Genomic DNA, 24,845 nt, shown 5'->3' on the forward strand with positions numbered 1-24,845 from the left:
CGCCGCAGGGACGACGCTCACCCCTACGCGCACGGCGCCACGGCGACCGGCTCCAGCGACTGCACCGGCCGCACACACCCCACCGCCCGGCCACCGCCGAGCAGCGCCTCACCCTGGAACTCGCCCAGCAGCGACGGATCGACCCCGGCCCGCGCGAGCGCCGCCGCGGCCACCGGAATCCGCGCCCGGTTCGCCCCGTCGGAGATCTTCACGGCAACGGCCCGCCCATCGGGCAGCGCAGCGACCTGCACGCCCTCGAAGCCGTCCTTCGCCAGCAGCCCCGGCACGGCCCGCATCAGCGCCGCCACGTCCCGCCCGGTGCCGGAGGCCATCTCCGCGTGCTCGCGCATCGCGTCGGCGACCCGCGCCTCGGGCGTGCCCGGCGCGGCGGTCGTGATCCGGGCCGCGGCCCGGGCCAGCCCGTGCAGCGAGACGGAGAACAGCGGTGCCCCGCAGCCGTCCACCGTCACCTGCGCGACGCGCTGCCCCGTGAGGTCCTCGACGGCCTCGGCGATCGCCCGCTGCAGCGGGTGCCCGGGGTCGAGGTACCCCTCCAGCGGCCATCCGTTGACCCGGCAGGTGTACAGCATCGCCGCGTGCTTGCCGGAGCAGTTCTGGGCGAGCCGCGACGGCAGCCGCCCCTCTCGCACCCAGGCGTCCCGGACCACCGGGTCGAACGGCAGGTCCGGCACGTTGCGCAGGTCGCTCTCGCCGACACCGGCCAGTTCCAGGATCCGGCGGGTCCCGGCGAGGTGCCGCTCCTCGCCCGAGTGGCTGGCCGCAGCGAGCGAGAGCAGCTCCCCGTCGAGCGGCAGGCCGGCGCGGACCATGGCGACGGCCTGCACGGGCTTGAGGGCCGAGCGCGGATAGAAGGCGGCCTCTATGTCGCCGAGCTGGACCCGGACCGTGCCCCCGGCGTCGAGCACGACGACGGAGCCGTAGTGGATCCCTTCCACGACTCCGCCGCGTATGAGGTGGGCGACGGGGGCGTGCAGGGGTTCGCGCAGGAGGGGCGCGTCGGGGAGGGAGGTGCTGTGCATCGGTGCCTGATTCGTGAGGGGGTGGGCGGGGGCGCGGTTCACGCGTCGGCCTGTCGGGATGCCGGGCGCGCCGGGCGCACGATGTCGGTGAGGGTGGTCGCGACGCGGTGAAGGTGGTGCGCCATGGCCTCGGTGGCGTCCTGCTCGGAACCGGCGATCAGTGCCTCGACGATCGCCCGGTGTTCGCGGTTGGACTGCTCGCGGCGGCCGCCCAGTTCGTTGAGGAAGGCCGACTGGCGGGCCAGGGCGTCCCGGATCTCCTCGATGACCCGGCGGAAGACCGGGTTCTGGGCGGCCTCGGCCACGGCGAGGTGGAAGAGGGTGTCCATGGCGACCCACGCGGTGGTGTCCGTCTCGCGTTCCATGCGGTCGAGCAGATGGGCCAGGTGGTCGAGGTTCTCCGGGGTGCGGCGCCGGGCCGCGTACCCGGCGACCGGGATCTCGACGTGCCGGCGCACCTCCAGCAGATCGCTGGCCGCGTAGTCGCCGAAGGTCGGGTCCTCGACCGTGGAGGCGACGACGAAGGTGCCCTTGCCGGTCTTGGAGACGGTCAGGCCCATGGTCTGCAGCGCCCGGAGGGCCTCGCGCAGCACGGGGCGGCTGATCTCCAGGGTGCGGCACAGCTCCGCCTCGGAGGGGAGCTTGTCGCCCACGGCGTACTCGCCGCGTTCGATGGCGGCGCGCAGATGCGCGAGCACCGCCTCCATGGCGCTGATGCGCCGGGGAGGCTGTCCGGCTGTCCGGCTGTCTGACAGGTTCACGGGAGTGATGGTCCGGATGCCGGAGGGTGCTGTCAAGACAGGCCCTACTCCCGCCGGGGTCGCTTGCGGTTCACCGCCGGGCTAGCCCCACAGCGCCCCGGCCAGCCATACGCCCGCGAAGGCGGCCCCGAGCCCCGCGGCCACGCTCCCCACGACGTTGCCGAAGGCGGTGAGCCCGGCCCCTGTCCCGGCCAGCCGCAGGGTCTCGTAGGAGAAGGTCGAGTACGTGGTCAGCGCCCCGCACAGACCGGTGCCGAGCAGCAGCCGGACGTCGGGGCTCGCGGCGCCGGTGAGCAGGCCGAGGACCAGGCAGCCGGTGATGTTGACCGCGAAGGTGCCCCAGGGGAACACCGACTCGCAGCGGGACCGCACCGCGCGGTCGGTGAGGTAGCGCAGCGGGGCACCGACCATGGCGCCCGCGACGACGAGCAGCCAGTTCACGAGCGCTCACCTTCGGTACCGCCGCCATGGTCCTTCCGCTGCAGGACGCGGCGGGTCGTCGCCGCGGCGAGCCAGACCGCCGTGAGGGCCGTGAGGAGGGTCGCGGCGAGGTAGACCAGGCCCGTGCCGGGGTGGCCGGAGTCGACCAGCTGCTGGATGTCGACGGCGTACGTGGAGAAGGTGGTGAAGCCGCCGAGGACGCCGGTGGCGAAGAAGGGGCGTAGCAGGCGTGGGGCGGCCCACGCCTCGGTGATGATCACCATGAACGCGCCGATCACGGCGCAGCCGAGAACATTGGTCCAGAAGGTCGCCCAGGGGAAGCCGCCGGGCTGGAGGGGCCACGCCAGGGAGAGGGCGTAGCGGCCGGTGGCCCCGAGGGCGCCGCCGAGGGCGACCGCGGCGACGACAGGCGCCTGGCCGCGCAGCACGGGCGGTCTCGGGTTGCGGGCGGCCCGCGGCTCGGTGTCCGAGGCTGACATGGTCGTACGTCTCCTGCCGGGACGGCCCGGTGCGGGCCGGTCAACAGGGTAACGCCGGGCTCATTTCGCGGCGGGCGGCTCGCACAGGGCGATCCCGCGCTCCCACAGGCTGCCCAGGACGAGGTGGCCCGCGGCCTCGCAGACGCTGGTCACCATGCGGAAGCGGGAGTGGCGGCGGGCCAGGTGGTGGCGGATCGCGCCGGTGTCGTCGACGGCGAGGACGCCGATCGTGCCGGTGGGGCGGAAGGGGGCGCGCACGGCGACCCGGGCGGCGGCGCGGCGGACGGCGGGCGTGGTGCGGTGCAGCAGGTCGAGGGGTGGCACGCGCGGGCCGGCGAGGGCGACCCAGAGGGGGCCGCCGGGGGTGCCGCGCCAGAGGTTGTCGGGCATGCCGGGAAGGTGCTCGACGAAGGGTTCGGCGCGGCCCGCACTCGGTCCGGTGAGCCAGTAGCGGGTGAGGCGGCAGGCGCCGGTCTCGGCGACGACCAGGAAGGATTCGTCGGCGCTCGGGGCGAGGCCGTTGGCGAACTGGAGTCCGTCCAGGAGGACTTCGGGGTTGTCCGCGCCGGGCGCCAGGCGCAGCAGGCGGCCGGTGCCGGTGTGTTCGGCCAGGTCGCCGATCCAGTGCTGCAAGGGGTACCGGCGGCTGGAGACGGTGAAGCAGACGCTGCCGTCGGACAGCGCGACGGCATTGCTGGCGAAGCGCAGCCGCTCCCCCGCCACCGAGTCGGCGAGGATGCGGACGGTGCCGTCGGTGAGGTCGACGCGGAGCAGTCCCCGCTCGGCGTCGCACACCAGCAGTGTCTCGTCGGTGAGCAGGTCGAGGCCGAGCGGGCGGCCGCCGGTCTCGGCGAGCACGCGGACGCGGACCGGGCCGGGATCCGCCAGCCCGTCGAGCCGCAGGATGCGGCCGTCCTCGACGCCGGTGAGGACCCGGCCGTGGGAGTCGGCGACCACGTCCTCGGGGCCCCGGCCACCGATCGCGACGTACCGGTGCGGGACGAGCGTGCGGGGACGGTTCATGCGCTCCCTCTACCAGCCCTTCTCGAAGATGCGCGCGACCTCGGCGATCCGCACCTCGTCGCGCCGGTAGTAGGTGCGCCGCCGGATCCGCCGGGTGCGCAGCAGGCCGACGCAGGCGAGCAGGCTCAGATGGGTGTCGGCGACCGTGCGGGCCACCCCGAGCTTGTGGGCGACGGCGTCGGAGGTGACGCCGTCCTCGACGAGGTCGCCGTACGGCTGGGGCGGGAAGTGCGCGGCCGGATCCTTCAGCCACTCCAGGATGTCCAGGCGCCTCGTGCTCACCGGTGTCCTCAACATCATGATCCCTCCGTCCGGTCCTCCTCGTAGCGCGTGTTCCCCACTGTCCCGCAGTCGATGCCGACATGTCCGGCACTCTCCGCGCAATGGCCGGTAGCGAACTGCCGTGCGATCCCGGGGCGTTCGCGCTGGTACGAGAGAGGCCCGGCCGCGCGTTCCCGCGGCCGGGCCCCGTCTGTCCCCGGCGGGGTCAGCGGTGGCTGAACCAGGCCATCGCCGGCAGGGCCCTGTCGTTGTAGCCGAACAGGGCCTGGTTCTCCCAGCCGTTGCCGGAGGAGGCGTCGGTGGGGTCCCAGCCGTTGCCGGTGACCGCGGTCCAGGTCGACTCCCAGTAGAAGACGCCGAGTCCGCGGCCGTTCGGGACGGCCTCCACGATGCTCGCGATGTCGTTCATCCAGCGGGTCTGGCCGGCCGGGGTGGCCGGGTAGCCGGGGACCAGTTCGCTGTCGAGGTCGATGATGTTCTCGTGCGTGTCCTCGCTGTCCAGGCGGAAGGGGTAGGCCGTCTCGGCGACGAAGACCGGCTTGCCGTACCGCGTGGCCGCGTCGTCCAGGGTGGTCTGGAAGTCGTGCAGCGGGCCGTGCCAGTAGCCGTAGTAGGAGAGGCCGATGACGTCGAACTTCACGCCGTTGGCGACGGCGTTGTCGAACCACCAGCGGGTGCCGGAGAGGTCACCGCCCTTGGCGAGGTGCAGCGCCACCTGGGTGGAGGAGCTGACCGCCTTGACCGCGTCGTGGCCGGAGTTGAGGAGCCCGGCGAGCTGCGGCCAGTTGCTGGTGGAGCCCTCGGACCAGAGCATGCCGCCGTTGATCTCGTTGCCCACCTGGACCATGTCGGCGGTGGTGCCCTGCGCCTTCAGCGCGTTCAGGACGTCGTACGTGTGCTGGTACACGTCCGTCTTGAGCCGGCTGTAGGAGTGTCCCGCCCAGGCGGCCGGCTTGCTCTGGGCGCCCGGGTCGGCCCAGGTGTCCGAGTAGTGGAAGTCCACCAGCAGCTTCATGCCCTGCGCCTTGACGCGCTTGGCCAGGGCGAGGACCCGGGCCTTGTTGTTGAAGCCGTCGGCCGGGTTCACCCAGACCTTGACGCGGGCGTAGTTCTGTCCGGCGGACTTGAGCACGGCCAGGGGGTCGGCGATCGCGCCGGAGCCGGTGCGGTAGGTGCCGCCGAGCGCCTCGCTCTTGGGGATCGAGGAGACGTCGGAGCCCTTGATGGACGTGCCGGAGGTGCCGGAGGCGAAGGTCAGGTCGTCGACGTTGATCCAGTTGCCCGCGTTGGCGTCGCTGGTGATGCTGATCGTGCACTGGTTGGTGGTGACGCTGACCGGCACCACGATGCGGATCCAGCCGCTCGCCGAGACCGGCAGGTCGGTGCGCTGTTCGGCGCCGCCGCAGTTCTTGAGCGCTATGAAGGCGGAGTTCTGCCCGCCGCCGGAGCGGACCCAGGCGGTGAGCTTGTAGGTGCCGTTGGTGAGGCCGGACAGGTACTGGTAGGTCTCCACCTTGTAGGCGGAGGTCGCATAGTGGCTCAGCCGGTAGGCCCCGTCGTGGCCTCCGGACTCCGTGAAGGAGGCCGCGGTCGAGCCGTACTCGGACCAGCCGGACGGGGTGGCGGTGCCCGCGCCGTCGGACTCGAAGCCGCCGTTGGTGAGCGTGCTCGCCGCGTGGGCGGTCTGGGCGGGGAGGGCGGTGAGGGCGAGCCCGGCCGCGAGCGGCAGCAGCAGGGCCCTTAGGGTGCGTCTGGGATGGAACATCGTCGTCCGTCGTCCCTTCGACGTGGATGGGGATGGGGGTTCCCTCGCCCGGGATCAGCGGGCGGGGGCGCCCCTCCGCCTGGGGCCATCGTGGCACGCGGGGCGGAGGGGAGTCGGTTTCAGCCGTCGAGCCGGACCACCCGGACGGTTCCGGCGGGCACGGCGAGGCGTCCCGCGGCTCGTTCGCCGGTGAGCAGTTCGGTGCCGTGCGCCTCCAGCGGCACCTTGGCGTCCGACGGGCTGTGGTTGATCGCGAACAGGTAGCTGCCCGACTCGCCGGTGCGGCGCACCACCTCGACGTCATGCGGCAGGTCGGCGCGCGGGGCGATCCGCGCGTCCTCGGCGGCCCGGCCGAGCAGCGCGTCCAGACCGTGCGCGTCGAGACGGGTGGACACGTACCAGGCGGTGCCCTCGCCGAGCCGGTGCCGGGTGACCGCGGGGCGGCCCGCGGTGAGTCCGTCGGCGTACGTCCACACCGTCTCGGCCCCGTCCGGCACCACGAACTCGCTCCACACGTCGCCGGTGAGCTCGGTGCCGCCGGGGCCGGTGACACGGAGCGTGTCGCCCTTGAGCAGCGGCGAGAACTCCTCGACGGTCAGGCCCAGGACGTCCCGCAGCGGTCCGGGGTAGCCGCCCTCGTGCACGGCGTCGTGCTCGTCGACGATGCCGGAGAAGTACGACACGACGAGGGTGCCGCCGTTCTCGACGTACTGCGTGAGGTTGCGCCCGGCCGCCTCCGTCAGCAGGTAGAGGGCGGGGACGACGACCAGCGGGTAGGCCGACAGGTCGGCCTCCGGGTGGGCGAAGTCGACCGTGAGGTGGCGGTCGTAGAGGGCCTCGTAGAAAGCGTCGGCGCGTTCGCGCGCGTCGTGGTCCTCGCTGGGGCGCCAGTCGAGGTTCTGCGCCCACCAGGAGTGCCAGTCCCACAGGACGGCCACGTCGGCCTGCGTCCGGGTGCCCCGGATCGCGCTCAGCGAGTCCAGGGACGCGCCGAGTTCGACGACCTCCCGCCAGACACGGGTGCCGGTGCCGCCGTGCGGGACCATCGCCGAGTGGAACTTCTCGGCGCCGCGCCGGGACTGACGCCACTGGAAGAACATGGCGCCCTCGGAGCCGCGCGCCACATGGGCGAGGGAGTTGCGGGCCATCTGGCCGGGGGCCTTGGCGGGGTTGCGGGGCTGCCAGTTGACCCCCGAGGTGGAGTGCTCCAGCAGGATCCAGGGTGCTCCCCCGGCCACCGAGCGGGTGAGGTCGGCGGCCATGGCGAGGTTGACGTGGGTGCGGCGGCCGTCGGTGATCAGGTAGTGGTCGTTGGTGACGATGTCGACCTCGCGGCCCCAGGCCCAGTAGTCGATCGAGTCGCACTGGCTCAGGGCGGTCATGAAGTTGGTCGTCACCGGGACGCCGGGGCTCAGGCGGTGCAGGATGTCCCGCTCCATCCGGAAGTTCTCGCGCAGGGTGGCGTCGGCGAAGCGGCGGTAGTCCAGCGCCTGGGCCGGGTTGCCGACGGTCGGTGTGGTGCGCGGCGGGTTGATCTGCGCGAAGCCGGTGTAGCGCTGGCCCCAGAAGGCGGTGCCCCACGCCTCGTTCACCGCTTCGACGGTGCCGTACGTCGTCTCCAGCCAGCGGCGGAAGTGGGCGGCGCAGGAGTCGCAGTAGCAGGCCGAGACGGGGACGCCGTACTCGTTGTGCACGTGCCACATCGCCAGGGCCGGGTGGTCGGCGTAGCGCTCGGCGAGGCGGGTGGTGATGTTCGCCGCGGCGGCGCGGTAGTCGGTGTTGCTGGGGCAGATGGCGCCGCGGGAGCCGAACTCGTAGCGCACGCCGTCGGCGGTCACCGGCAGCGCCTCGGGGTGCTCCCGGTAGAACCAGACCGGCGGGACGACGGTGGGGGTGCCGAGGTCGACGCGGATGCCGTGGGCGTGCAGCAGGTCGAGCAGGCGGTCCAGCCAGCCGAAGTCGTAACGCCCGCGCTCGGGTTCCAGCAGCGCCCAGGAGAAGATCCCGGCGCTCACCATGGTGACGCCGGCCTCGCGCATCAGCCGGACGTCCTCCTGCCAGACGCTCTCCGGCCACTGCTCGGGGTTGTAGTCCCCACCGAAGGCGAGCCTGGCGAGGCCCTTGGGGGTGGTCTCCGGCATGGAATCTCTCCCGGGTAATCGATCATTTGGGAACGTGCACACACACCCTCGGTGGTGCGAGCCCAACATAACCGCACAGCAACAACCATTGACAAGTGTCCGGGATGTTTCTCTACTGTGAACGCTCACAGAAGCATGGCAGGTTCTCGCAGCGGGCGGGAACCCCAGGTCAGGGGAGAGATCCATGCCCATCACGAAGCGCAGCGGGCTCAGCCGAATCACCGCTTCCACGGTCGCTGTCGTCCTCGGCGCCACCGCCCTCGCCGCGTGCGGCTCGTCCGACGACGACACCGAGGCCCAATCCGGTCCGGTCTCGCTCACGTACTGGACCTGGACGCCCGGCATGGACAAGGTCGTCGACCTGTGGAACAGCGGCCCGGGCAAGAAGGACCAGATCAAGGTCACGGTGAAGAAGCAGGCGTCCGGCGACACGCTGGTCACCAAGATCCTCACCGCGCACAAGGCCGGCAAGGCGCCCGACCTGGTCCAGGCCGAGTACCAGGCGCTCCCCACCCTGGTCAGCAATGACGCGCTCGCGGACATCTCGGGGGACACCGGCGAGGCGAAGACCAAGTTCGCCGACGGCGTCTGGCAGCAGACCACGCTGGGCACGGACGCGGTCTACGCGATACCCCAGGACATCGGCCCGATGATGTTCTACTACCGCGAGGACCTGTTCAAGAAGTACGAGCTGACGGTCCCCAGGACCTGGGACGAGTTCGCCGAGACCGCCCGCAAGCTGAAGAAGGCGTCCCCCGGCACCGACCTCACCACCTTCTCCGCCAACGACTCCGGTCTCTTCGCGGGACTGGCCCAGCAGGCCGGCGCCCGGTGGTGGACCACCGAGGGCCAGACCTGGAAGGTCGGCATCAACGACGCGGCGACCCGGAAGGTGGCCGGCTTCTGGGGCGACCTCGTCAAGGAGGGCGCCATCGACAACCAGCCGATGTACACCCCGGCCTGGAACAAGGCGCTCAACACCGGCAAGCAGATCGCCTGGGTCTCCGCCGTGTGGGCCCCCGGCACGCTGACCACCGCCGCGCCCGACACCAAGGGCAAGTGGGCCATGGCCCCGCTCCCCCAGTGGTCCGAGGGCGAGAACGTCACCGGCAGCTGGGGCGGCTCCTCCACCGCCGTCACCACGGACTCCGACCACCGGGCCGCCGCCGCGAAGTTCGCCGCCTGGCTGAACACCGACGACGCCGCCCTCCAGGCACTGGCCAAGGAGAGCGGCATCTACCCCGCCGCCACCAACGCCCAGACGTCCGGCGCCTTCACCAGCCCGCCGGAGTACTTCTCGAACCAGGACGACTTCTACACGCAGGCCGCCGAGATCGCGAAGAGCACCGCTCCGTCCGCCTGGGGCCCGAACGTGAACGTCGCCTACACGACCTTCAAGGACGCGTTCGGCGCCGCCGCCAAGAACAAGTCGGACTTCGTCGCCGCCCTGAACACCATGCAGGACGACACCGTGGCCGACATGAAGAAGCAGGGCTTCGAGGTCTCCGAGTGACCAGCGCCCGCCGGACGTCGTACGGGGTCAAGGGGGCCCCGTACGCCCTCCCGTCTCCCACCACCACCCTCAAACGAGCGCGAAGCGCGCCCTACTTTTTCCTCCTCCCCGCGACGATTCTCTTCCTGCTCTTCTTCGCGCTGCCCATCGGCTACGCGGTCTGGCTCAGCTTCCGCAAGGTGCAGGTCTCCGGGCTCGGTCTCGGGGCCGGCGCCCGCTCGGAGGTGTGGGCCGGCCTGGAGAACTACACGGACGCCCTCACCGACAGCGAACTGGTCGACGGCGCGCTGCGCGTGCTCGGTTACGGCTGCATCGTGGTGCCGGTGATGCTGGGCCTCGCCCTGCTGTTCGCGCTGATGCTCGACTCCGACAAGGTGCGGCTGGCCCCCTTCACCCGGCTCGCGATCTTCCTGCCGTACGCCATCCCCGGCGTGGTGGCTGCGCTGCTGTGGGGCTTTCTGTACCTGCCGGACGTCAGCCCCTTCTACTTCGTGCTCGACCGGCTGGGGCTGCCGCAGCCGGACCTGCTGGACGGCGGTCCGCTCTATCTCGCCCTGTCGAACATCGCGGTATGGGGCGGCACCGGCTTCAACATGATCGTCATCTACACCGCGCTCCGGTCGATCCCGGCCGAGGTGTACGAGGCGGCCAGGCTGGACGGCGCCACCCCGACCCAGATCGCGCTGCGGATCAAGATCCCGATGGTGGCGCCGTCACTGGTGCTGACCTTCTTCTTCTCGATCATCGCCACGCTCCAGGTGTTCAACGAGCCGACCACCCTCAAACCGCTCACCAACTCCGTGTCCACCACCTGGAGTCCGCTGATGAAGGTCTACCAGGACGCCTTCGGCAAGGGCGACATCTACGCGGCCGCCGCCCAGGCCGTGATCATCGCCCTCGCCACGCTGGTGCTCTCCTTCGGCTTCCTGCGGGCCGCGAACCGTCGTCAGAAGCAGGAGGCAGCACGATGAGTTCCCTTGCCGTCCGCAAGGCCCAGCCGGCGGCCGGGACCACCCCCGGCACCGCCCAGGGCCCTCCCCCTGCCTCCGGCGGGGGGACCCCCATGCGCCGCCGCATCGCCCTGCTGCCCACCGTCACGCTGCTCATCGGCGCGCTGTACTGCCTGCTGCCCGTCGCCTGGGTGGTCGTCGCCGCCACCAAGTCCGGCAGCGAACTGTTCTCCACCTTCACCTTCCTGCCGGGCACCGGCTTCACCGAGAACCTCAGCGACCTCAACGCCTACCGCGACGGCCTGTACTGGACGTGGATGGGCAACTCCGCCCTCTACGCCGGTCTCGGCGCCCTGCTCTCCACGGTCGTGTCGGCGTTCAGCGGCTACGCGCTGGCCGTCTACCGCTTCCGCGGCCGCGAGACGCTCTTCAACGTCCTGCTCGCGGGCGTGCTGATGCCGCCGGTGATCCTCGCCGTCCCGCAGTACCTGCTGCTGGCGGAGGTCGACCTCACCGACTCCTACCTGTCGGTGCTGCTCCCGCTGATCCTCTCGCCGTACGGCGTGTACCTCTCCCGCATCTACGCGGCCGCCGCCGTGCCCGCCGACGTGATCGAGGCCGGGCGCATGGACGGCGCGAGCGAGTGGCACATCTTCACCCGGGTCGCGCTGCCGATGATGGTGCCCGGTCTGGTGACGGTCTTCCTGTTCCAGTTCGTGGCCGTGTGGAACAACTTCCTGCTGCCGTACATCATGCTGAGCGACGACGAGAAGTTCCCGATCACGCTCGGTCTGTACACGTTGCTCGAACAGGGCGCCAACACCCCCGCGCTGTACACCCTGGTGATCACCGGGGCGCTGCTCGCGGTGCTGCCGCTCATCCTGCTCTTCCTGGTCATCCAGCGGTTCTGGAGCCTCGATCTGCTCTCCGGAGCCGTAAAGTCATGACCATGAGCAACACGGGGGCGCGGCGCAGACCGCCGACGATCCACGACGTGGCGCGCGAGGCCGGCGTCTCACGGGGCACCGTCTCGCGCGTCCTCAACGGCGGGCACTACGTCAGCCCCGCGGCCCAGGAAGCGGTCAACGCCGCGATCCGCAAGACGGGTTACGTCGTCAACCGGCACGCCCGCTCCCTGATAACCGGTCGGTCGGACTCGGTCGGCTTCCTGCTGACCGAGCCGCAGGAGCGGTTCTTCGAGGACCCCAACTTCAATGTTCTGCTGCGCGGTTGCACTCAGGCGCTGGCCGCGCACGACATTCCGCTGCTGCTGATGCTGGCCGGCACCGAGGACGAACGGCGCCGCATCACGCGTTACATCACCGCGGGTCATGTCGACGGGGTGCTGCTGGTCTCCAGCCACTCCGGCGACCCGGTCGCCGAGCAGCTGCGCAAGGCCGGAGTGCCGCTGGTGGCCTGCGGCAAGCCGATCGGGCTCGCCTCCAAGGTGAGCTATGTGGCGGCGGACGACCGGGACGGCGCCCGCGACATGGTGCGCCATCTGCTCTCGCTCGGCCGGCGCCGCATCGGCGTGGTCACCGGTCCGCCGGACACCCCCGGCGGAGTCGAGCGGCTGGCCGGCTACCAGGAGGTGCTCACCGAGGCGGGCGTCGGCATCGACGAGCGGCTGATCGTCTCCGGTGACTACAGCCGGGCCAGCGGCGAGGCGGGGGCCGACCGGCTGCTCGCGCAGGCGCCGGACATGGACGCGGTGTTCGTCGCCTCCGACCTGATGGCCCAGGGCGTGCTGACGGCCCTGGAGCGGGCCGGGCGCCGGGTCCCGCAGGACGTCGCGGTCGGCGGCTTCGACGACTCCCCGGCCGCTCTCGCGGCCCGCCCCGAGCTGACCACCATCCGCCAGCCCTGGGACCGCATCAGCGCGGAGATGGTCCGGGTGCTGCTGGCCCAGATCGGGGGCGAGGACCCGGCGGCGGTGATCCTCCCCACCGAGCTGGTCAAGCGCGAGTCGACGTGACACCGGCTCGCCCTTCCCCCACCCGGCCGGCCCACTCGGTCAGGATCGGAGAAGCCGCGGACGGCTCCCCCGCCCTAGCGTGAAACCACCGACGGACCCCGTCGGAAACCGTCTCACGCAAGGAGTACGCCATGACCGCCGGTGTTCGCACGATCATCTACCCCGTGAAGGACCTTGCCCGGGCGAAGGCCGTGTTCGGCGCCCTGCTCGGTGTGGAGCCGTACTCGGACGAGCCGTACTACGTCGGCTACAAGGATGCCGGCCAGGATGTCGGCCTCGACCCCAACGGCCACGCCAAGGGCATGACGGGTCCGGTGCCGTACTGGCACGTCGACGACATCCGGGCCGCGCTCGCGGGCCTGCTGGCGGCCGGCGCCGAGGTGCTCCAGGACGTGCAGGAGGTCGGGGCCGGCCGGCAGATCGCCTTCGTGAAGGACGCGGACGGCAATCTGATCGGGCTGCTCCAGGACCCGGGCGAGTGACCGCGGGCACCGTCACACCCGCAGTAGTTGTAAATTAAACAACTGGTCGTGTCGGTGCTACCGTGCAGATATGGCAGCCAGAACGGCCGGGAATGGGCTTGAGGAACGGTGGCGGGACATCCTGTCGGTGCACGCGCGCACGATGTGCGAGATCGACCGCGTGCTGCACCCCCACGGGCTGGGCGCGAGCGACTTCGAAGTGCTCGACATCCTCGCCACCGCCTCGCCCGAGGAGGGTGACCACTGCCGGGTGCAGAACCTGGTGGGACAGGTGCATCTCAGCCAGAGCGCCCTGTCCCGGCTCATCGGCAGACTGGAGAAGGACGGCCTGGTGCAGCGCTCGGTCTGCGCCGAGGACCGGCGCGGGGTCTGGGTTACCCTCACCCCCAAGGGCCGTCAGGTGCACGCCGAGGTGCTGCCGCTCCAGCGGGACGTGCTGGCCCGCATGCTCCACGGCTGACCCCGGACCCGGCAGGCCGTTCGACCTCCCGGTCCCCTGGGCATCATGACTCCCACAACCCTGTGAGGGGACGGGGAGACGCCGACGTGTCCGTGGACGACGACAGTTCCGCCGAGTTCGTCACGTACTCGACGCGCTCGGTGGAGGAGAGCCACGACGCGATAGCGACCCACTACTACGACCTTCGTCTGGACGTGGCCGGTCCCGCCGCGCAGTTCCGTACCACCCTCGGCGTAGTCGACCTGGGCCCGCTGGTCGTGGGCGAGGTCTCGTTCGGCACCGGGGTGCGGATGAGCTTCGGCGAACCGGGCGTCTACCACGTGGCCGTCCCGCTCGAGGGCGGCTTCGGCCTCCGCCAGGGCGGCGGCGACACCCTGGTCACCGGCCCGCGGCGGGCCCTCTTCTTCGATCCCGGGTACGGCATCCGCATCGACGACTGGTCGCCCGACTGCCACGCCCTGACCGTGAAGCTCGACAAGGCGTCCGTCCTGCACGGCCTGGAAGCCCTGCTCGGCAGACCGGTGCGCCGGCCGCCGCGCTTCGAGCCGTACATCGACGTGACCCGGGGCGCCGGCCGCAGCTGGTCCCAGCTGGTGCGCTGGTTCCTGCTGGACAAGGAGGTCCCGCACGGCCTGCTGCGCCGCCCCCTGATCCGCGGACGACTGCAGCAGGCCCTGCTCGAAGGGCTGTTGCTGGCCGCCGACCACTCCTACCGGGCCGAGCTCGACGGCCCGGCGCCCCCGATGCGGCCGGCCGCCGTGAAACGGGTCATGGACGCCGTACAGGAACGGCCCGCGGAGCCGTACGACGCCGCGCGGCTCGCGGCCATCGCCCAGGTGAGTGTGCGCACGCTGCAGGAGGCGTTCCGCAAGCATGTCGGGGTGCCGCCGATGACCTACGTCGCCGAGGTGCGGCTGGACCGGGTGCACGGGCAGCTCAGGGTGTCCGCGCCCGGCTCGACGACCGTGGCGGACGTGGCCTACCACTGGGGCTTCGCGCATCTCGGCCGGTTCGCGCGGCGCTACCGGGAGCGGTTCGGGGAGAGTCCCTCGCAGACCCTGCGGGCCCCCGGCTGAGCCCGCCCGGGCCGACCTCCGCGTTTTGCGGACAGGCGCCGCGCAAGACGGAGCGACGCGGCCCCGGGACGGCCCTATCGTCAGGGGGTCGGCGATCGTGACGCGCGGACCGAGCGGAGTCGGTGCCACTCGGTCCCGCGCGAGCGCATCGCCGGGACGGCCCGGCCGCTCCCCCACCGACGCTTGGTGGCCGGGCTCGCCCCGGCGCGCGGCTCAGTACCTGGCCAGCAGCGTGCGGACGCCCTCGGAGGTCAGCGTGAGGGGATGCGGGGAGCCGGCGTCGATCGTGAGGGACAGGTCGTCGGCGGGCCACTGCGCGGCGAGCGCGCCCAGCGGCACCAGCCGGTAGCGGCCGACGAACGGCAGCAGCTCGGCCATCGCGGGCTCCGAGGTGAACACCGGCACCACGGGATCACCGTCCGGCTGCTCCAGCACGGGCAACGCGACGGCGGCCGGGTCGGAGGCGTCCTCCTCACTGGCGTCGTCCGGCACGGGCACCAGCACCTCGCTGCCCGCGAGCGTGTCCAGCGCCGCGGTGTCCTCATGGTTGGCGGTCAGGGCGTCGAGCGCCTGACGGGCCGGGGTGGCGGTGTAGCGGTCGGCGGGTGTCTCCATGACGAATCCCCTGGTAGCGGCGGCGGTCGTGGGGGCCGCGTACCCGATCCGGAAGGGAGCATTCATCGGCCGGGACGCAAGGGGCGGCCCGTGCCGGAAAGCCGCGCGAGTTCTTTCGTGATGTACCGCAACCATTCCCGCAAGTCGGTTGTCTCCTCTGATACCACAACCACGCACCCGTCGGGGGACGCAATGCGAAGAAGCAGAACAACCTGGGTCACACTCGCCGCCGTCGCCGCCCTGGGAGTGCCGGCGCTGCCCGCCGCCACCGCCTCGGCCGCCACCGCGCAGTCCACCGTCTGCCCGACCGGCTGGGGCAGCATCGCCAAGGTCCGGTCCACCTCCACCGCGACACCGGTCGAGAACATCCGCACCGGCCGTCACGCCTGCTACGACCGCATGGTCGTCGATCTGCCGGGCGCGGGCACGGCCGGGCTCGGCTACTCGGTCCGGTATGTCGACCGGCTGTACCAGGACGGCTCGGGCCGTCACATACCCGTCGCCGGAGGTGCCGTCCTGGAGGTCAGGGTGGCCGCGCCCGCCTACGACCCCGAGACCGGCGCCCCCACCTATCCGGGCCGGGTGAGCAGGCCCCTGCCGGGGGTCGACATCGCCGGCTACCGCACCTTCCGGGACACACGGTTCGCCGGCAGTTTCGAAGGGGAGACGCTCGTCGGGCTCGGGGTTCGCGCGCGGCTGCCGTTCCGGGTGCAGGTGCTGACCGACCGGATCGTCCTGGACGTCGCCCACAACTGGACCGGCGCCCGCTGAGCGGGAGGGGCCCTCACCGGGAGCCCCGACCGCCCTCCACCAGCCCGGCCAGCCTGGCCAGGGCCATCCGCGTGCCCGTCTCGTTCTCCGCGGCGGGCACCGCGTCGGGCAACCCCTCGTGCACCACGAGGACGTCCGTGCCGCCGTCGTCCGCGTCGCTGAGCGTCGTGGTCATCGTCATCGTGCCGCGCAGCGCGGGATCCGGGGCCTCGAACTCGAGCACCTCCACCACCCGCTCGTCGGGCACCAGCTCGGCGAAGTGCCCGTGGTAGGTGTCGGTGTCCGCCGCCGTCTTCCCGGCCCCGGTCGGCACGTCATAGGTAAGCGAGACCCGGAACCCGCCCCCCACCCGGGCCTCGAAGACATGGACGCGCGCCGTCATCCCGTCCGGCACCCGCCAGCGGCCGACCGCGTCCGCGTCCAGGAGCGCCCGGTACACCTCAGCGCGCGGTGCGTTCACATGCCGGGAGACCCGTGTGGTGTGCATGACCCGAACCTAGCGCTCAGGCGCGGGCCACCTCCAGCACCGCCTTGCCCCGGATCCGCCGCCCCCGCAGTTCCTCGGCGGCCTCGGTGAAGCGCTCCCAGGAGCCCTGCCAGCCGATCTCGACGCCCAGCGCGCCCTGCGCGGCCAGCTCCGTGAGCTCGGTCAGATCGGCGCCCGCGGCACCCTCGTTCACGAAGGAGGTGAGCGACTTCGCCGGGCCGACGGTCGCGTACGGCGGGAACACGGCGGGTTCCCCCGAGGTCCAGCCGACGCTCTGCAGGCTGCCGCGCGGGGCGAGCAGGTTCCAGGCGGCGACCAGCTGCGGGCCGCCGACGCTGTCGATGACGATGTCCACGGGCCGGTCGAGTCCGTCGAGACCGACCAGCACCTCGTCCGCGCCGGCCTCGGCCAGCCCGGCGCCCCGGGCCGCCGAGCCCACCGAGGCGATGACGTGGGCGCCGGCCCGTGCCGCGAGCTGGACGGCGAACCGGCCGACCCCGCCCGAGGCCCCGGTGACCAGCACCCGCTTGTCCGGCCCGAGTCCCGCCGCCCGCAGCGAGCGCAGGGCGGCGATCCCGGCCACCGGCAACCCGACCGCCCGGGCCGGGTCCAGGGTGCCGGGCACCACGGCGAGCGCGGCCACATCGACGGCGACGCGCTGTGCGAACGCGCCCGGTGTCATCGCCACGACCCGGGCACCGGCCGCGGGACCGCTCCCGTCGGCGGCGGCCACGGCCACCACCCCGGCGGCGTCCGACCCCAGCACCGCGCCCTCGGGGACGCGCCCGGAGCGGGCGTCGTTGAGGTCCCCGTAGTTGAGCGAGACATGGGAGACGTCCACCAGCACCTGCCCCGGCCCGGCTACCGGCTCGGGCACCTCACCGAGGCGAACGGCCCAGGGGGCGGAGGGGTCGACGACCAGAGCACGGACGGACATGGCAACTCCCGTATCTTCACGACGCATTACCGCCATCATGATCGAACGGGCCGTCGGGCGGGGGAAGTCGGGCACGTCAGTACGCGTCTGCCTGCCAGTGGCCGGACGGGGCGCCCCGGTTGCCTCGCCCGACCGGGGCGCCCCGCCGCCTAGGCCGCCGCGCGCCCCGCCTTCAGTGCCGCCGCGACCTCCACGCTACGGCGGGCCTGGTGCCGGGCGGCCTGCAGCTGGACGTCGCCCGGCGCGCCGGCACCGGCCACGTGGGAGGTGCCGTAGGGGTTGCCGGACTGGAACTGGATCGGGTCGGTGTAGCCGGGGGGCACGATGATGCCGCCCCAGTGGTAGAAGGTGTTGCCCAGGGCGAGAAGGGTGGACTCCTGGCCGCCGTGGGCGGTGTTGGAGGCGGTGAAGGCCGAGTACACCTTGCCCGCGAGCTTGCCCTGGAACCACAGGGGCCCGGTCGTCTCCATGAACGCCCTGAGCTGGCTGGCCGGGTTGCCGAAGCGAGTGGGGGTGCCGAAGAGCACCACGTCGGCCCACTCCAGGTCGTCGTGGCCGGCCTGGGGGACATCGGCGGTGTCCTCGAGGTGCTGGACCCACTCCTGCCTGAGGTTGATCACCTCCTGCGGAGTCGTCTCCGCGACCTTGCGCAGGCGCACCTGCGCGCCGGCCTTCTCCGCACCCTCGACCGCCGCCTGAGCCAGCGCGTGCACGTTGCCCGTGGCGCTGTAGTAGATGATCGAGACATTCACGGATTCCGACATCGGTTGCCTTCCTTGGTCACCTGGCTAGTGTTCCGTTCATCCGGTACGACGACGCAGCCCCGCGAAATGTGAGGCGGGCGACCGCCTCACACTCCAGGGCCCTGTGTCGTCGGACCGAACGGGGGCGGAGCGACCGAGGGAGTCGGCGACACCATGAACAACGCATCCGGGACCGACGCGTCCGGACCCGAGCACATCCGGCCCGACGATCCGGGCCTGAGCGCGATCATGAGCGAGCGGCGGCAGCTGCTCGGTCTCACCTACCGGCTGCTCGGCTCGCTCACCGAGGGCGAGGACGTCGTCCAGGAGACGTACACCCGCTGGTACGCCATGTCCGCGCGGGAGCGGGAGGCCGTCGAGTCGCCCGGCGCCTGGCTGACGACCGTCGCCAGCCGTATCTGTCTGGACCTGCTCGGCTCGGCCCGAGCCAGGCGGGAGCGCTACGTCGGTGAGTGGGTGCCGGAGCCGCTGCCCGCGGACACGCAGTGGGTCAGCGGGCGGTGGGGCGGCGGCGGTGCGGTCGACCCGGCCGACCGGGTCACCCTGGACGAGTCGATCAACATGGCGTTCCTGGTCGTGCTGGAGCTGATGACCCCGGCCGAGCGCGTGGCGTTCATCCTGCACGACGTCTTCCGGTACTCCTTCGCCGAGGTGGCCGCGATCGTCGGCCGCAGCGAGCCGGCGTGCCGGCAGCTGGCCTCGTCGGCGCGCCGTCGTATCCGCGCCTCGCAGTCCGCCGCGGCGCCGGCGGCCCGGCGCGCCGACATGGTGCGGGCCTTCAAGGCGGCCTGGGAGGCCAAGGACATCGACGCCCTGATCGGGCTGCTGGCCCCAGACGCCACCGCGACCGGCGACGGCGGCGGGCTCGTCCAGGCGGTGCTGCGCCCCATCGAGGGGGCCGGGCAGATCGCGGCGTTCTTCGCCGGGCGGATGGACGCGGTGCCGGATCTGAGGCTTGCCGAGAGCACCGTCAACGGGCAGCCCGGCCTGGTCGCCGAGGTGGACGGGGTGCCGGTGTCGGTGCTGGCGTTCGACGTCGCCGACGACCGGATCAGGCAGATCTGGTCGGTGCTCAACCCCGACAAGCTCCGCCTGTGGCGGGAGAGTTGACCTTCACCGAGCCGGGTCGCCGCCTTTCTGGGCCATGAGCAGGTACTCGTGCGAGCGGTTGGTGCGCATCGGGTCGTCGTCGTCCTTGACCGGCCAGTCGTAGAGGTGGACGCGCTCGTCCCCGAGGGTCAGATGGCGGCCGAGCACGCGGGCGGCGTCCCAGGCCAGCGGGACGAACCGGTCACCGATCCGCCGGTTCTGGACGGCGACGACGGCGTAGGCGCCCGGCCGCATCACCCCCGCGACGGCCGCGAAGGCCTCGTCGAGCGCCGCCAGATAGGCGTCGTAGTCGCGCAGCGCGTACATCTGGCCCGGGTCGGGGTCGTCCAGGTCGAGGGCGGTGCCGAAGTACGGCAGGTCGCACAGGACGAGGTCCACGCTGCCGGGGTCGAGCGGCGGCTTGCGGGCGTCGCCGCAGAGCATGCGCTGGTCCGGCCAGCGGGCGACGCGTCGTCGCGCCTCCTCGGCGCGGTCCGGGTTGATCTCGGTGCCGACCCCGAGCCGCCCCTCGGCGGCGCAGGCCACGAGGGTGGTGCCCCAGCCGGCGAAGGGATCGAAGACGAGATCGCCGGGCTCGGTCAACTCGGTGATCAGCGGGCGTAGTTGGCTGACCAGCCCGCTCTGTCCGGCGACCTCCTCCTGGGCGAACTCCGGGTCCTCCTCGCCGAGCACACGCCAACTGGACATCCCCATGGGGTCACGCAGCCTTTCCGGTGGGGCGGGTTTCGGGTACGGCCGGTCCGGGCCCGGGCGGCAGCGGGTGCACCGCGGCCTGCGGCAGCCGGCGTTCGAGGCGCAGGACGCCCATCGCGGAGCCCGCCACGCCCGCGGCGAGCAGGAGCCACATGCCGGTGGCCGACAGGGAGAGCAGGGCGGTGAGCACGGTCGGCGCGAGCGCGATGGGCACCGCCCAGGACAGCTGGTAGACGGCGAGGTGGCGGCCCCGGGTGTCCTCCGGCGCGGTCTGGGCGACCAGCGCGGATGCCGTGGCGCCGTGCAGCAGCTCGCCCGCGGTGAACAGGGCGGTCGCGGCGAACACTCCGGCGATCAGTGCCGCCCCGGTGGACAGCCCGCCGAGCACCGCGAAGGTGACGAAGGACAGCCCGAAGATGCCCGCGCCGAGTGCCACCGCGCGGGTTCTGCGGTACCCGATCAGGAGCCGGGTGACCGGGATCTGCAGCACGGCGATCCCCACCGTGTTGACCGCGTACACGATGCCCACCAGTGAGACGGGCGCGTCGAGTTCACTGGTGAGGTACACCGGCAGCGCCACGGACAGCACCATGTACGCGAAGGCCGTCGGGATGTTCAGCAGGGTCAGGCCCAGGAAGGGACGGTTGCGGGCCACCATCCGGTAGCCGCCCTTGCGCGAGACCCGGGCGCCCGCCGGCCGGGCCGGGGCCTGGGGACGGATCGTGCTCATCAGCCCGGCCGCGAGGAGATAGCCCGCGGCGGCGCCGAGGACGACGACGTAGAACCCGGAGTCGTCGAGCGCGAGGGCCGCGCCCGCGAGGAGGCCGCCGAGGCCCATCCCCGCGTTGCGCAGGCTGCGTTGCAGGGCGAGCAGCTTGTCCCGCTCGGCGCCCCGCACGATCTCCGCCACGAAGGACTGGATGGCCGGCGGGTAGGAGGTGTCGCCGAGGGCGACCGGCAGCACGACCGCGAACATGGCCAGACCGTTGTCGACAAAGGGATACATGCAGAAGGCCGAGGCCCGCAGTACGTATCCGCCCACCAGCACGGTGCGGGCGCTGAAGCGGTCGATGAGCACGCCGGCGACGGGATTGCTGATCAGGCCGATCACCGAGGCGGCCGTCACAATGGCGCCGACCTCGGTGAGCGGCAGACCGGTGACATGGTGGAAGTACAGCAGCGACAGCGGCAGGTACATGCCGCTGCCGGTCGCGTCGACGACCATGCCCGCCATGTACTTGAAGCGGACGGACGACAGGTACCGCCGCATCACGCCTCCTCCCCGCCCACCGGCACGATCTTCGTCTCGGCGACGATCCGGGCGCCCAGCGCCCGCAGCCTGCGCTCGCACTCGGCGCGGGTCGGGGCCGAACCCACCGTCGCCGTGAGGAAGTCAGCGGAGCCGCCGGCCGGGGGAATGACCTGTCCTTCCTCGGCGAAGAGCCAGAAGCCGCGCACCCATTCCTCGTCCGGCACGGAGGGCAGCGAGCGCACCAGCCCGGGCCGCTTCATCGTGAGCACCTGCCCCGCCATGCAGCGCGGCCGCAGCAGGCCCCGCTCGTCCACGGCGCCCTCGACCGCGGGCAGCGGGAGCCCCGCCTCGGCACGGGTCACCTGCACGGCGAGCTGGATCCCGAAGAGGATCTCGAAGACCTCCCGGATCTTGGCGCCGCCGGACCGGCCCGCGATCTCGCACAGCACCAGCCGGTCGTCGGGCGTGTGGAAGACCTCCGCGTGGAAGGCGTGCGTGCGCAGGCGGGAGCCCTCCGGCTTCAGCGCGGCAAGGGTCCGCTCGACCAGCGTCAGCAGCCGGGGCGTGAGCGGGTCGGCCACGTCCAGGGTCAGGTCGACGCGGGGGCCGGCATCGACGCCGAACGAGGCCAGGTCGTACTGGTACTGCGAGGGCCAGGCGGCCACCGTACGGCCGTCCACCACCAGCCCGTCGACATGGCACATCCGGCCGGGCACGTACGCCTCGATCAGCAGGTCGTCCCGCGGCCCGTCCCGGTAGGCGTCCGCGAGCCGCGCTTCCAGCTCGTCCGGGTCGGCGACGATGCGCAGGCCGATGGAGTTGTAGCCCTCGCGGTGCTTGAGGACCACCGGGAAGCCGTGCCGGGCGGCGAAGTCGCGGGCCTCCTGGGCGCTGCCCGGCACGGTGTGCGGGGCGACCTCGATACCGGCCTGCCGGGCCAGCTTCTTCATGAGGGCCTTGTCGCGGAACGGCCGGATGTCCGCGCTCCGGGGGCCGTCGAGCCCGAGGCGCTCGCGCAGCCGTGCGGCCAGGGCGACGTCCGCCTCGTGGTGGGCGATGACGTGCGTGATCCGGTGCCGCTCGGCGAGGGCGAGCGCGCGGGCGGGCACGGTCTCGTCGTCGAGGGTGCCGAAGAGGTCGAGGTGGGTGAAGTCGTGGTCGAGGGGGCCGGGGAGCTGTTCGCCGGCCGACTCGATCTTGTCGCGGGCGGCGAGGACGACGAGGTCGCCGGGGTACGGCGTGCGGTCGTCGAGGCCGGGCGCGTCGCCGCTCAGCCACCGGCGGTAGGGGAACGCGGCGAGAGGATTGCGGTGCAGGACGAGCACGCTCATGACCGCGTCACCGTCCCGTCGCCCACCGGGGCCGCCTGGGCCAGTCGGGGCCGTCCGTCGGGGTCCTTCAGCCGTACCTTCAGCACCGTCCCGACGAGTTCGGCGCCGCGCCGGATCGCCGCGGTGGTGTCCTTGCCGGTGACGGCGACCAGGCCGAGGCGGTCCCAGTTGTCCCGCAGGGGCCGTACCGTGTCCCCCGGCCGGGCGCTGATGCGCACCGCGAGCACATCGGCGAGGGCGCGCGCCTCCGCCACGCCGTCGACGGACTCCACGAGGTCGCCGGGCCGCCCGGTCACCGACCGCACGGCGGCTCCGCCGCGCGCCTGCGGCCGGTCGGGAAGCGCCTCGGCCAGGCCGAAGGGGGCCCCGAGGGCGAGCTTGACGGTGTCGATGCCGTAGACGCTGTGCACCAGGTCGGTGATGGCGTCACCGGCGATCCGGTTGTGGCTCTCGACGACCCGGGGCCCGCGGGCGCCGACCCGGAGCTCGGTGTGGCAGACGCCGTCCTTGATGCCGAGCCGGTCCAGGAAGGCGACGACGGCCGCCCGTACCCGCTCCTCGGCCGCCGTACCGAGCCGGGCGGGCACCGCGTGCCCCAGTTCGGCGAAGTGCCCGGGGTCGGTGAACTTCTCGGTGACGGCGATGACCACATGGCGGCCCCCGGAGCTGAAGGACTCCACGCTGTACTCGGGGCCGTCGAGGTACTCCTCCATCAGGAAGTCCTGGAGCAGCATCAGCGTCGAGACCCGGTCCGTCCTGGTGCCCGCCAGCCGGCGCACCCCGGCCCAGACGCGGTCGGCGTCGGCGGGGCCGTCGAGGCGGTGGACGCCGATGCTCGCGGTGGCGTCGGTCGGCTTGACGATGAAGGGGTAGCCGTGGCGCTCACCGAAGGCGTCCAGGTCGGCGCGCTCGCGCAGGGGCCGGGCGTGCACGGCGTCCGGGGCGTCGGCCAGGTGGGCGCGCATGACGGCCTTGTCGCGGAAGCGCCGGGTGACGTCGTAGCCGGTGCCGCCGAGACCGAACAGGTCGTTGACGCGGGCCGCGTTCTCCAGGCCCGGCTCGGTGATCGAGACGGCGGCGGTGAAGCCGGGGGTGTCGCGGAGCCGCCTGGCGACCGGTTCCACCAGGTCCCAGCGGGTGTAGTCGAGGACCTCCAGGTGGTCGGCGAGGCGCCGCTGTTCGGTGTTGACCTTGGTGGGGTGCTGCAGCAGCAGGACGTTGAGGCCCAGCTCCTTGGCCTTGGCGACGGTTTCGTCCGTGGCGCCGACGAGAAGCAGTGAACGCTCGGGAGTCATGGGTCGGTCGGGCTCCGTTCCGGTGGGCGGGGCTGGGCGTCCGTGCGCCTGTCAGTCCGACGAGACAGCGCGGCGAACTGTGAGGTGCGCACGCGCCGCGCGCCGCTCAGGACGCCGGGGCGTCCGACGCCTCGGTCACGTCCTGCGCCTCGGGCCACCAGCTGAGGTAGCGCTCCCCGGTGTCCGGGAAGACGGTCACGACGGTGGCGCCCGAGAGGTCGTACCGGCGCGCGAGTTCCAGGCAGCCGTGTGCGGCGGCGCCGGAGGAGACGCCGACGAGCAGTCCGGTGCCTGCCGCGAGGGCGCGGGTGGTGGCCGCGGCGTCCTCGTCGGTGACGGCGATCACCTCGTCGATGAGCGTGACGTCGGTGACGGGACTGGTGAATCCGCCGTTCAGACCGGGGATGCGGTGGGGTCCCGGCGCTCCGCCGGACAGCAGGGGCGAGCCGGCGGGCTCGACGGCCACGACGTGGAGCCGCGGGTTGTGCTCGCGCAGCCGGCGGGCGACGCCGGTCAGGGTGCCGCCGGTCCCGACGGCGCACACCAGGTGGTCGACGCGGCCGCCGCTGTCCCGCCAGATCTCCGGGCCCGTCGTCTCGTAGTGGGCCCGGACGTTGTCGGCGTTCGCGTGCTGCGCCGCGTACCAGGAGCCGGGGGTCTCGGCGTGCAGTTCCTCGGCGCGTTGCACGCAGCCGGCGAAGCCGAGGGTGTGGTCGGTGAGTTCGACGGCGGCGCCCAGCATGCGCAGGGTCAGCAGGCGCTCTTGGGAGGCGTTGTCGGGCAGCACGATGCGGCAGCCGTAGCCGCGGGCGGCGGCCAGCGCCGCCAGCGCGATGCCGGTGTTGCCGGAGGTGGACTCGATGATCGTCCCGCCGGGGCGCAGGGTGCCCGCCCGCTCGGCGGCGCGCAGCATGAACAGTGCGGCCCGGTCCTTGCTGCTGGACAGCGGATTCGCCGCCTCCAGCTTGGCCAGCACATGGGCGTCGTCGGGAAGCCCGGCCAGTCTCAGCCGCAGCATCGGGGTGTTGCCCACGAGTTCCTCGAGTGAGCTGACGACGCTGCCGGTCGACAAGTCGGTCACGGGCCCCTCCGGATCGGCTCTGCTCGATACACCTGCCGGGGGTTTCGGGCGGCCCCCTCCGCGAGCACATGCTGGCCCAGAATCCGGCGCTCCGGGTGCGCGCGGCCACGCGGCCCATGGT

Annotated in this window: 26 protein-coding genes; 9 read left to right on the forward strand and 17 right to left on the reverse strand. The window is 72.3% G+C overall.

The features are described 5' to 3' along the window. Positions 1-23: 23 nt before the first annotated feature. The 8 genes from M8H82_RS11225 to M8H82_RS11260 all read right to left on the reverse strand — a co-directional run bounded on the left by M8H82_RS11225 (position 24) and on the right by M8H82_RS11260 (position 7,932). Positions 24-1,040, reverse strand: a complete 1,017-nt coding sequence (locus M8H82_RS11225; protein WP_250072771.1) for an asparaginase — start codon at positions 1,038-1,040, stop codon at positions 24-26. Positions 1,041-1,078: 38 nt separating this feature from the next. After that, entirely contained in the window at positions 1,079-1,747 is a 669-nt protein-coding gene (locus M8H82_RS11230) for a FadR/GntR family transcriptional regulator (protein ID WP_250073069.1), read from the reverse strand. Positions 1,748-1,882: 135 nt separating this feature from the next. Then, entirely contained in the window at positions 1,883-2,242 is a 360-nt protein-coding gene (crcB, locus tag M8H82_RS11235) for a fluoride efflux transporter CrcB (RefSeq protein WP_250072773.1), read from the reverse strand. Then, positions 2,239-2,721: a fluoride efflux transporter CrcB gene (gene crcB, locus M8H82_RS11240; protein WP_250072775.1), complete on the reverse strand. Its 483-nt coding sequence runs from the start codon at positions 2,719-2,721 to the stop codon at positions 2,239-2,241. Before crcB (M8H82_RS11240) ends, crcB (M8H82_RS11235) begins: the two co-directional genes overlap by 4 nt. 60 nt (positions 2,722-2,781) lie before the next feature. After that, positions 2,782-3,744, reverse strand: a complete 963-nt coding sequence (locus tag M8H82_RS11245; RefSeq protein WP_250072782.1) for an SMP-30/gluconolactonase/LRE family protein — start codon at positions 3,742-3,744, stop codon at positions 2,782-2,784. Between the two features lie 9 nt (positions 3,745-3,753). Then, positions 3,754-4,041, reverse strand: a complete 288-nt coding sequence (locus M8H82_RS11250; RefSeq protein ID WP_250073071.1) for an ArsR family transcriptional regulator — start codon at positions 4,039-4,041, stop codon at positions 3,754-3,756. Between the two features lie 190 nt (positions 4,042-4,231). Further along, complete coding sequence (locus tag M8H82_RS11255; RefSeq protein ID WP_250072783.1) at positions 4,232-5,791, reverse strand: glycosyl hydrolase 53 family protein; 1,560 nt, start codon at positions 5,789-5,791, stop codon at positions 4,232-4,234. Positions 5,792-5,910: 119 nt separating this feature from the next. Next, positions 5,911-7,932, reverse strand: coding sequence for a beta-galactosidase (locus M8H82_RS11260; protein ID WP_250072784.1), 2,022 nt, complete (start codon positions 7,930-7,932; stop codon positions 5,911-5,913). A 184-nt stretch (positions 7,933-8,116) separates the two neighbouring features. Between M8H82_RS11260 and M8H82_RS11265 the strand changes: the two genes are divergently transcribed. From M8H82_RS11265 to M8H82_RS11295, 7 genes are all read left to right on the forward strand, one after another. After that, positions 8,117-9,445 carry an ABC transporter substrate-binding protein gene (locus tag M8H82_RS11265; protein WP_250072785.1) on the forward strand — a complete coding sequence of 443 codons (1,329 nt, stop codon included), beginning with the start codon at positions 8,117-8,119 and terminating at the stop codon, positions 9,443-9,445. Continuing rightward, positions 9,442-10,416: a carbohydrate ABC transporter permease gene (locus tag M8H82_RS11270; protein WP_250072790.1), complete on the forward strand. Its 975-nt coding sequence runs from the start codon at positions 9,442-9,444 to the stop codon at positions 10,414-10,416. Before M8H82_RS11265 ends, M8H82_RS11270 begins: the two co-directional genes overlap by 4 nt. Further along, positions 10,413-11,342: a carbohydrate ABC transporter permease gene (locus M8H82_RS11275; protein WP_250072792.1), complete on the forward strand. Its 930-nt coding sequence runs from the start codon at positions 10,413-10,415 to the stop codon at positions 11,340-11,342. Before M8H82_RS11270 ends, M8H82_RS11275 begins: the two co-directional genes overlap by 4 nt. After that, a complete protein-coding gene (locus M8H82_RS11280) occupies positions 11,339-12,370 on the forward strand; it encodes a LacI family DNA-binding transcriptional regulator (RefSeq protein ID WP_250072794.1) in 1,032 nt (343 codons plus the stop codon). The genes M8H82_RS11275 and M8H82_RS11280 overlap by 4 nt, the downstream gene beginning before the upstream one ends. A 131-nt stretch (positions 12,371-12,501) precedes the next feature. After that, the gene (locus tag M8H82_RS11285) at positions 12,502-12,852 is read left to right on the forward strand and encodes a VOC family protein (protein WP_250072796.1); all 351 of its coding nucleotides are present in this window, start codon (positions 12,502-12,504) and stop codon (positions 12,850-12,852) included. A 70-nt stretch (positions 12,853-12,922) separates the two neighbouring features. Further along, positions 12,923-13,312: a MarR family winged helix-turn-helix transcriptional regulator gene (locus M8H82_RS11290; RefSeq protein ID WP_250072798.1), complete on the forward strand. Its 390-nt coding sequence runs from the start codon at positions 12,923-12,925 to the stop codon at positions 13,310-13,312. A gap of 86 nt (positions 13,313-13,398) precedes the next feature. Continuing rightward, positions 13,399-14,388, forward strand: coding sequence for an AraC family transcriptional regulator (locus M8H82_RS11295; protein ID WP_250072799.1), 990 nt, complete (start codon positions 13,399-13,401; stop codon positions 14,386-14,388). Positions 14,389-14,601: 213 nt separating this feature from the next. On the opposite strand, the gene M8H82_RS11300 is transcribed toward M8H82_RS11295, so the two are convergent. Next, positions 14,602-15,003, reverse strand: a complete 402-nt coding sequence (locus M8H82_RS11300) for an SseB family protein (RefSeq protein ID WP_250072800.1) — start codon at positions 15,001-15,003, stop codon at positions 14,602-14,604. 192 nt (positions 15,004-15,195) lie between these two features. On the opposite strand from M8H82_RS11300, the gene M8H82_RS11305 reads away from it, so the two are divergent. Next, positions 15,196-15,774, forward strand: a complete 579-nt coding sequence (locus M8H82_RS11305; RefSeq protein WP_250072801.1) for a hypothetical protein — start codon at positions 15,196-15,198, stop codon at positions 15,772-15,774. Between the two features lie 13 nt (positions 15,775-15,787). On the opposite strand, the gene M8H82_RS11310 is transcribed toward M8H82_RS11305, so the two are convergent. The 3 genes from M8H82_RS11310 to wrbA all read right to left on the reverse strand — a co-directional run bounded on the left by M8H82_RS11310 (position 15,788) and on the right by wrbA (position 17,962). Next, positions 15,788-16,261: an SRPBCC family protein gene (locus M8H82_RS11310; RefSeq protein ID WP_250072802.1), complete on the reverse strand. Its 474-nt coding sequence runs from the start codon at positions 16,259-16,261 to the stop codon at positions 15,788-15,790. Between the two features lie 16 nt (positions 16,262-16,277). Next, entirely contained in the window at positions 16,278-17,198 is a 921-nt protein-coding gene (locus M8H82_RS11315) for a zinc-binding dehydrogenase (RefSeq protein WP_250072803.1), read from the reverse strand. 149 nt (positions 17,199-17,347) lie between these two features. Continuing rightward, positions 17,348-17,962: an NAD(P)H:quinone oxidoreductase gene (gene wrbA, locus M8H82_RS11320; protein ID WP_250072804.1), complete on the reverse strand. Its 615-nt coding sequence runs from the start codon at positions 17,960-17,962 to the stop codon at positions 17,348-17,350. A 153-nt stretch (positions 17,963-18,115) separates the two neighbouring features. Here wrbA and sigJ point away from each other — a divergent pair, with 153 nt between their 5' ends. Then, complete coding sequence (gene sigJ, locus M8H82_RS11325) at positions 18,116-19,072, forward strand: RNA polymerase sigma factor SigJ (RefSeq protein WP_250072806.1); 957 nt, start codon at positions 18,116-18,118, stop codon at positions 19,070-19,072. A 3-nt stretch (positions 19,073-19,075) separates the two neighbouring features. On the opposite strand, the gene M8H82_RS11330 is transcribed toward sigJ, so the two are convergent. The 5 genes from M8H82_RS11330 to M8H82_RS11350 all read right to left on the reverse strand — a co-directional run bounded on the left by M8H82_RS11330 (position 19,076) and on the right by M8H82_RS11350 (position 24,724). Further along, on the reverse strand, positions 19,076-19,759 hold the full coding sequence (locus M8H82_RS11330) for a TRM11 family methyltransferase (RefSeq protein WP_250072808.1): 684 nt from the start codon (positions 19,757-19,759) through the stop codon (positions 19,076-19,078). Between the two features lie 10 nt (positions 19,760-19,769). After that, entirely contained in the window at positions 19,770-21,035 is a 1,266-nt protein-coding gene (locus M8H82_RS11335) for an MFS transporter (protein ID WP_250072810.1), read from the reverse strand. Continuing rightward, on the reverse strand, positions 21,035-22,348 hold the full coding sequence (locus M8H82_RS11340) for an acetyl-CoA carboxylase biotin carboxylase subunit family protein (RefSeq protein WP_250072811.1): 1,314 nt from the start codon (positions 22,346-22,348) through the stop codon (positions 21,035-21,037). Before M8H82_RS11340 ends, M8H82_RS11335 begins: the two co-directional genes overlap by 1 nt. Further along, positions 22,345-23,643, reverse strand: a complete 1,299-nt coding sequence (locus M8H82_RS11345; protein WP_250072812.1) for an ATP-grasp domain-containing protein — start codon at positions 23,641-23,643, stop codon at positions 22,345-22,347. The genes M8H82_RS11340 and M8H82_RS11345 overlap by 4 nt, the downstream gene beginning before the upstream one ends. Before the next feature lie 106 nt (positions 23,644-23,749). After that, positions 23,750-24,724 carry a cysteine synthase family protein gene (locus M8H82_RS11350; protein ID WP_250072813.1) on the reverse strand — a complete coding sequence of 325 codons (975 nt, stop codon included), beginning with the start codon at positions 24,722-24,724 and terminating at the stop codon, positions 23,750-23,752. Between the last annotated feature and the right edge of the window lie 121 nt (positions 24,725-24,845).

Origin of the sequence: Streptomyces sp. YS415 (assembly GCF_023544665.1) — a bacterium.
In the GTDB taxonomy this organism is placed as follows: Bacteria; Actinomycetota; Actinomycetes; order Streptomycetales; family Streptomycetaceae; genus Streptomyces.

Excerpts from the sequence above, each read along its gene's own strand:
- M8H82_RS11340 (WP_250072811.1), bottom strand. The coding sequence starts at position 22,348 with ATGAGCGTGCTCGTCCTGCACCGCAATCCTCTCGCCGCGTTCCCCTAC.
- crcB (WP_250072775.1), bottom strand. The coding sequence starts at position 2,721 with ATGTCAGCCTCGGACACCGAGCCGCGGGCCGCCCGCAACCCGAGACCG.
- wrbA (WP_250072804.1), bottom strand. The coding sequence starts at position 17,962 with ATGTCGGAATCCGTGAATGTCTCGATCATCTACTACAGCGCCACGGGC.
- M8H82_RS11225 (WP_250072771.1), bottom strand. The coding sequence starts at position 1,040 with ATGCACAGCACCTCCCTCCCCGACGCGCCCCTCCTGCGCGAACCCCTG.
- M8H82_RS11265 (WP_250072785.1), top strand. The coding sequence starts at position 8,117 with ATGCCCATCACGAAGCGCAGCGGGCTCAGCCGAATCACCGCTTCCACG.
- M8H82_RS11315 (WP_250072803.1), bottom strand. The coding sequence starts at position 17,198 with ATGTCCGTCCGTGCTCTGGTCGTCGACCCCTCCGCCCCCTGGGCCGTT.
- M8H82_RS11335 (WP_250072810.1), bottom strand. The coding sequence starts at position 21,035 with ATGCGGCGGTACCTGTCGTCCGTCCGCTTCAAGTACATGGCGGGCATG.
- M8H82_RS11260 (WP_250072784.1), bottom strand. The coding sequence starts at position 7,932 with ATGCCGGAGACCACCCCCAAGGGCCTCGCCAGGCTCGCCTTCGGTGGG.
- M8H82_RS11275 (WP_250072792.1), top strand. The coding sequence starts at position 10,413 with ATGAGTTCCCTTGCCGTCCGCAAGGCCCAGCCGGCGGCCGGGACCACC.
- sigJ (WP_250072806.1), top strand. The coding sequence starts at position 18,116 with ATGAACAACGCATCCGGGACCGACGCGTCCGGACCCGAGCACATCCGG.
- M8H82_RS11310 (WP_250072802.1), bottom strand. The coding sequence starts at position 16,261 with ATGCACACCACACGGGTCTCCCGGCATGTGAACGCACCGCGCGCTGAG.
- M8H82_RS11280 (WP_250072794.1), top strand. The coding sequence starts at position 11,339 with ATGACCATGAGCAACACGGGGGCGCGGCGCAGACCGCCGACGATCCAC.
- M8H82_RS11300 (WP_250072800.1), bottom strand. The coding sequence starts at position 15,003 with ATGGAGACACCCGCCGACCGCTACACCGCCACCCCGGCCCGTCAGGCG.
- M8H82_RS11255 (WP_250072783.1), bottom strand. The coding sequence starts at position 5,791 with ATGTTCCATCCCAGACGCACCCTAAGGGCCCTGCTGCTGCCGCTCGCG.
- M8H82_RS11305 (WP_250072801.1), top strand. The coding sequence starts at position 15,196 with ATGCGAAGAAGCAGAACAACCTGGGTCACACTCGCCGCCGTCGCCGCC.
- M8H82_RS11330 (WP_250072808.1), bottom strand. The coding sequence starts at position 19,759 with ATGTCCAGTTGGCGTGTGCTCGGCGAGGAGGACCCGGAGTTCGCCCAG.
- M8H82_RS11250 (WP_250073071.1), bottom strand. The coding sequence starts at position 4,041 with ATGTTGAGGACACCGGTGAGCACGAGGCGCCTGGACATCCTGGAGTGG.
- M8H82_RS11345 (WP_250072812.1), bottom strand. The coding sequence starts at position 23,643 with ATGACTCCCGAGCGTTCACTGCTTCTCGTCGGCGCCACGGACGAAACC.
- M8H82_RS11290 (WP_250072798.1), top strand. The coding sequence starts at position 12,923 with ATGGCAGCCAGAACGGCCGGGAATGGGCTTGAGGAACGGTGGCGGGAC.
- M8H82_RS11245 (WP_250072782.1), bottom strand. The coding sequence starts at position 3,744 with ATGAACCGTCCCCGCACGCTCGTCCCGCACCGGTACGTCGCGATCGGT.
- M8H82_RS11285 (WP_250072796.1), top strand. The coding sequence starts at position 12,502 with ATGACCGCCGGTGTTCGCACGATCATCTACCCCGTGAAGGACCTTGCC.
- M8H82_RS11230 (WP_250073069.1), bottom strand. The coding sequence starts at position 1,747 with ATGGAGGCGGTGCTCGCGCATCTGCGCGCCGCCATCGAACGCGGCGAG.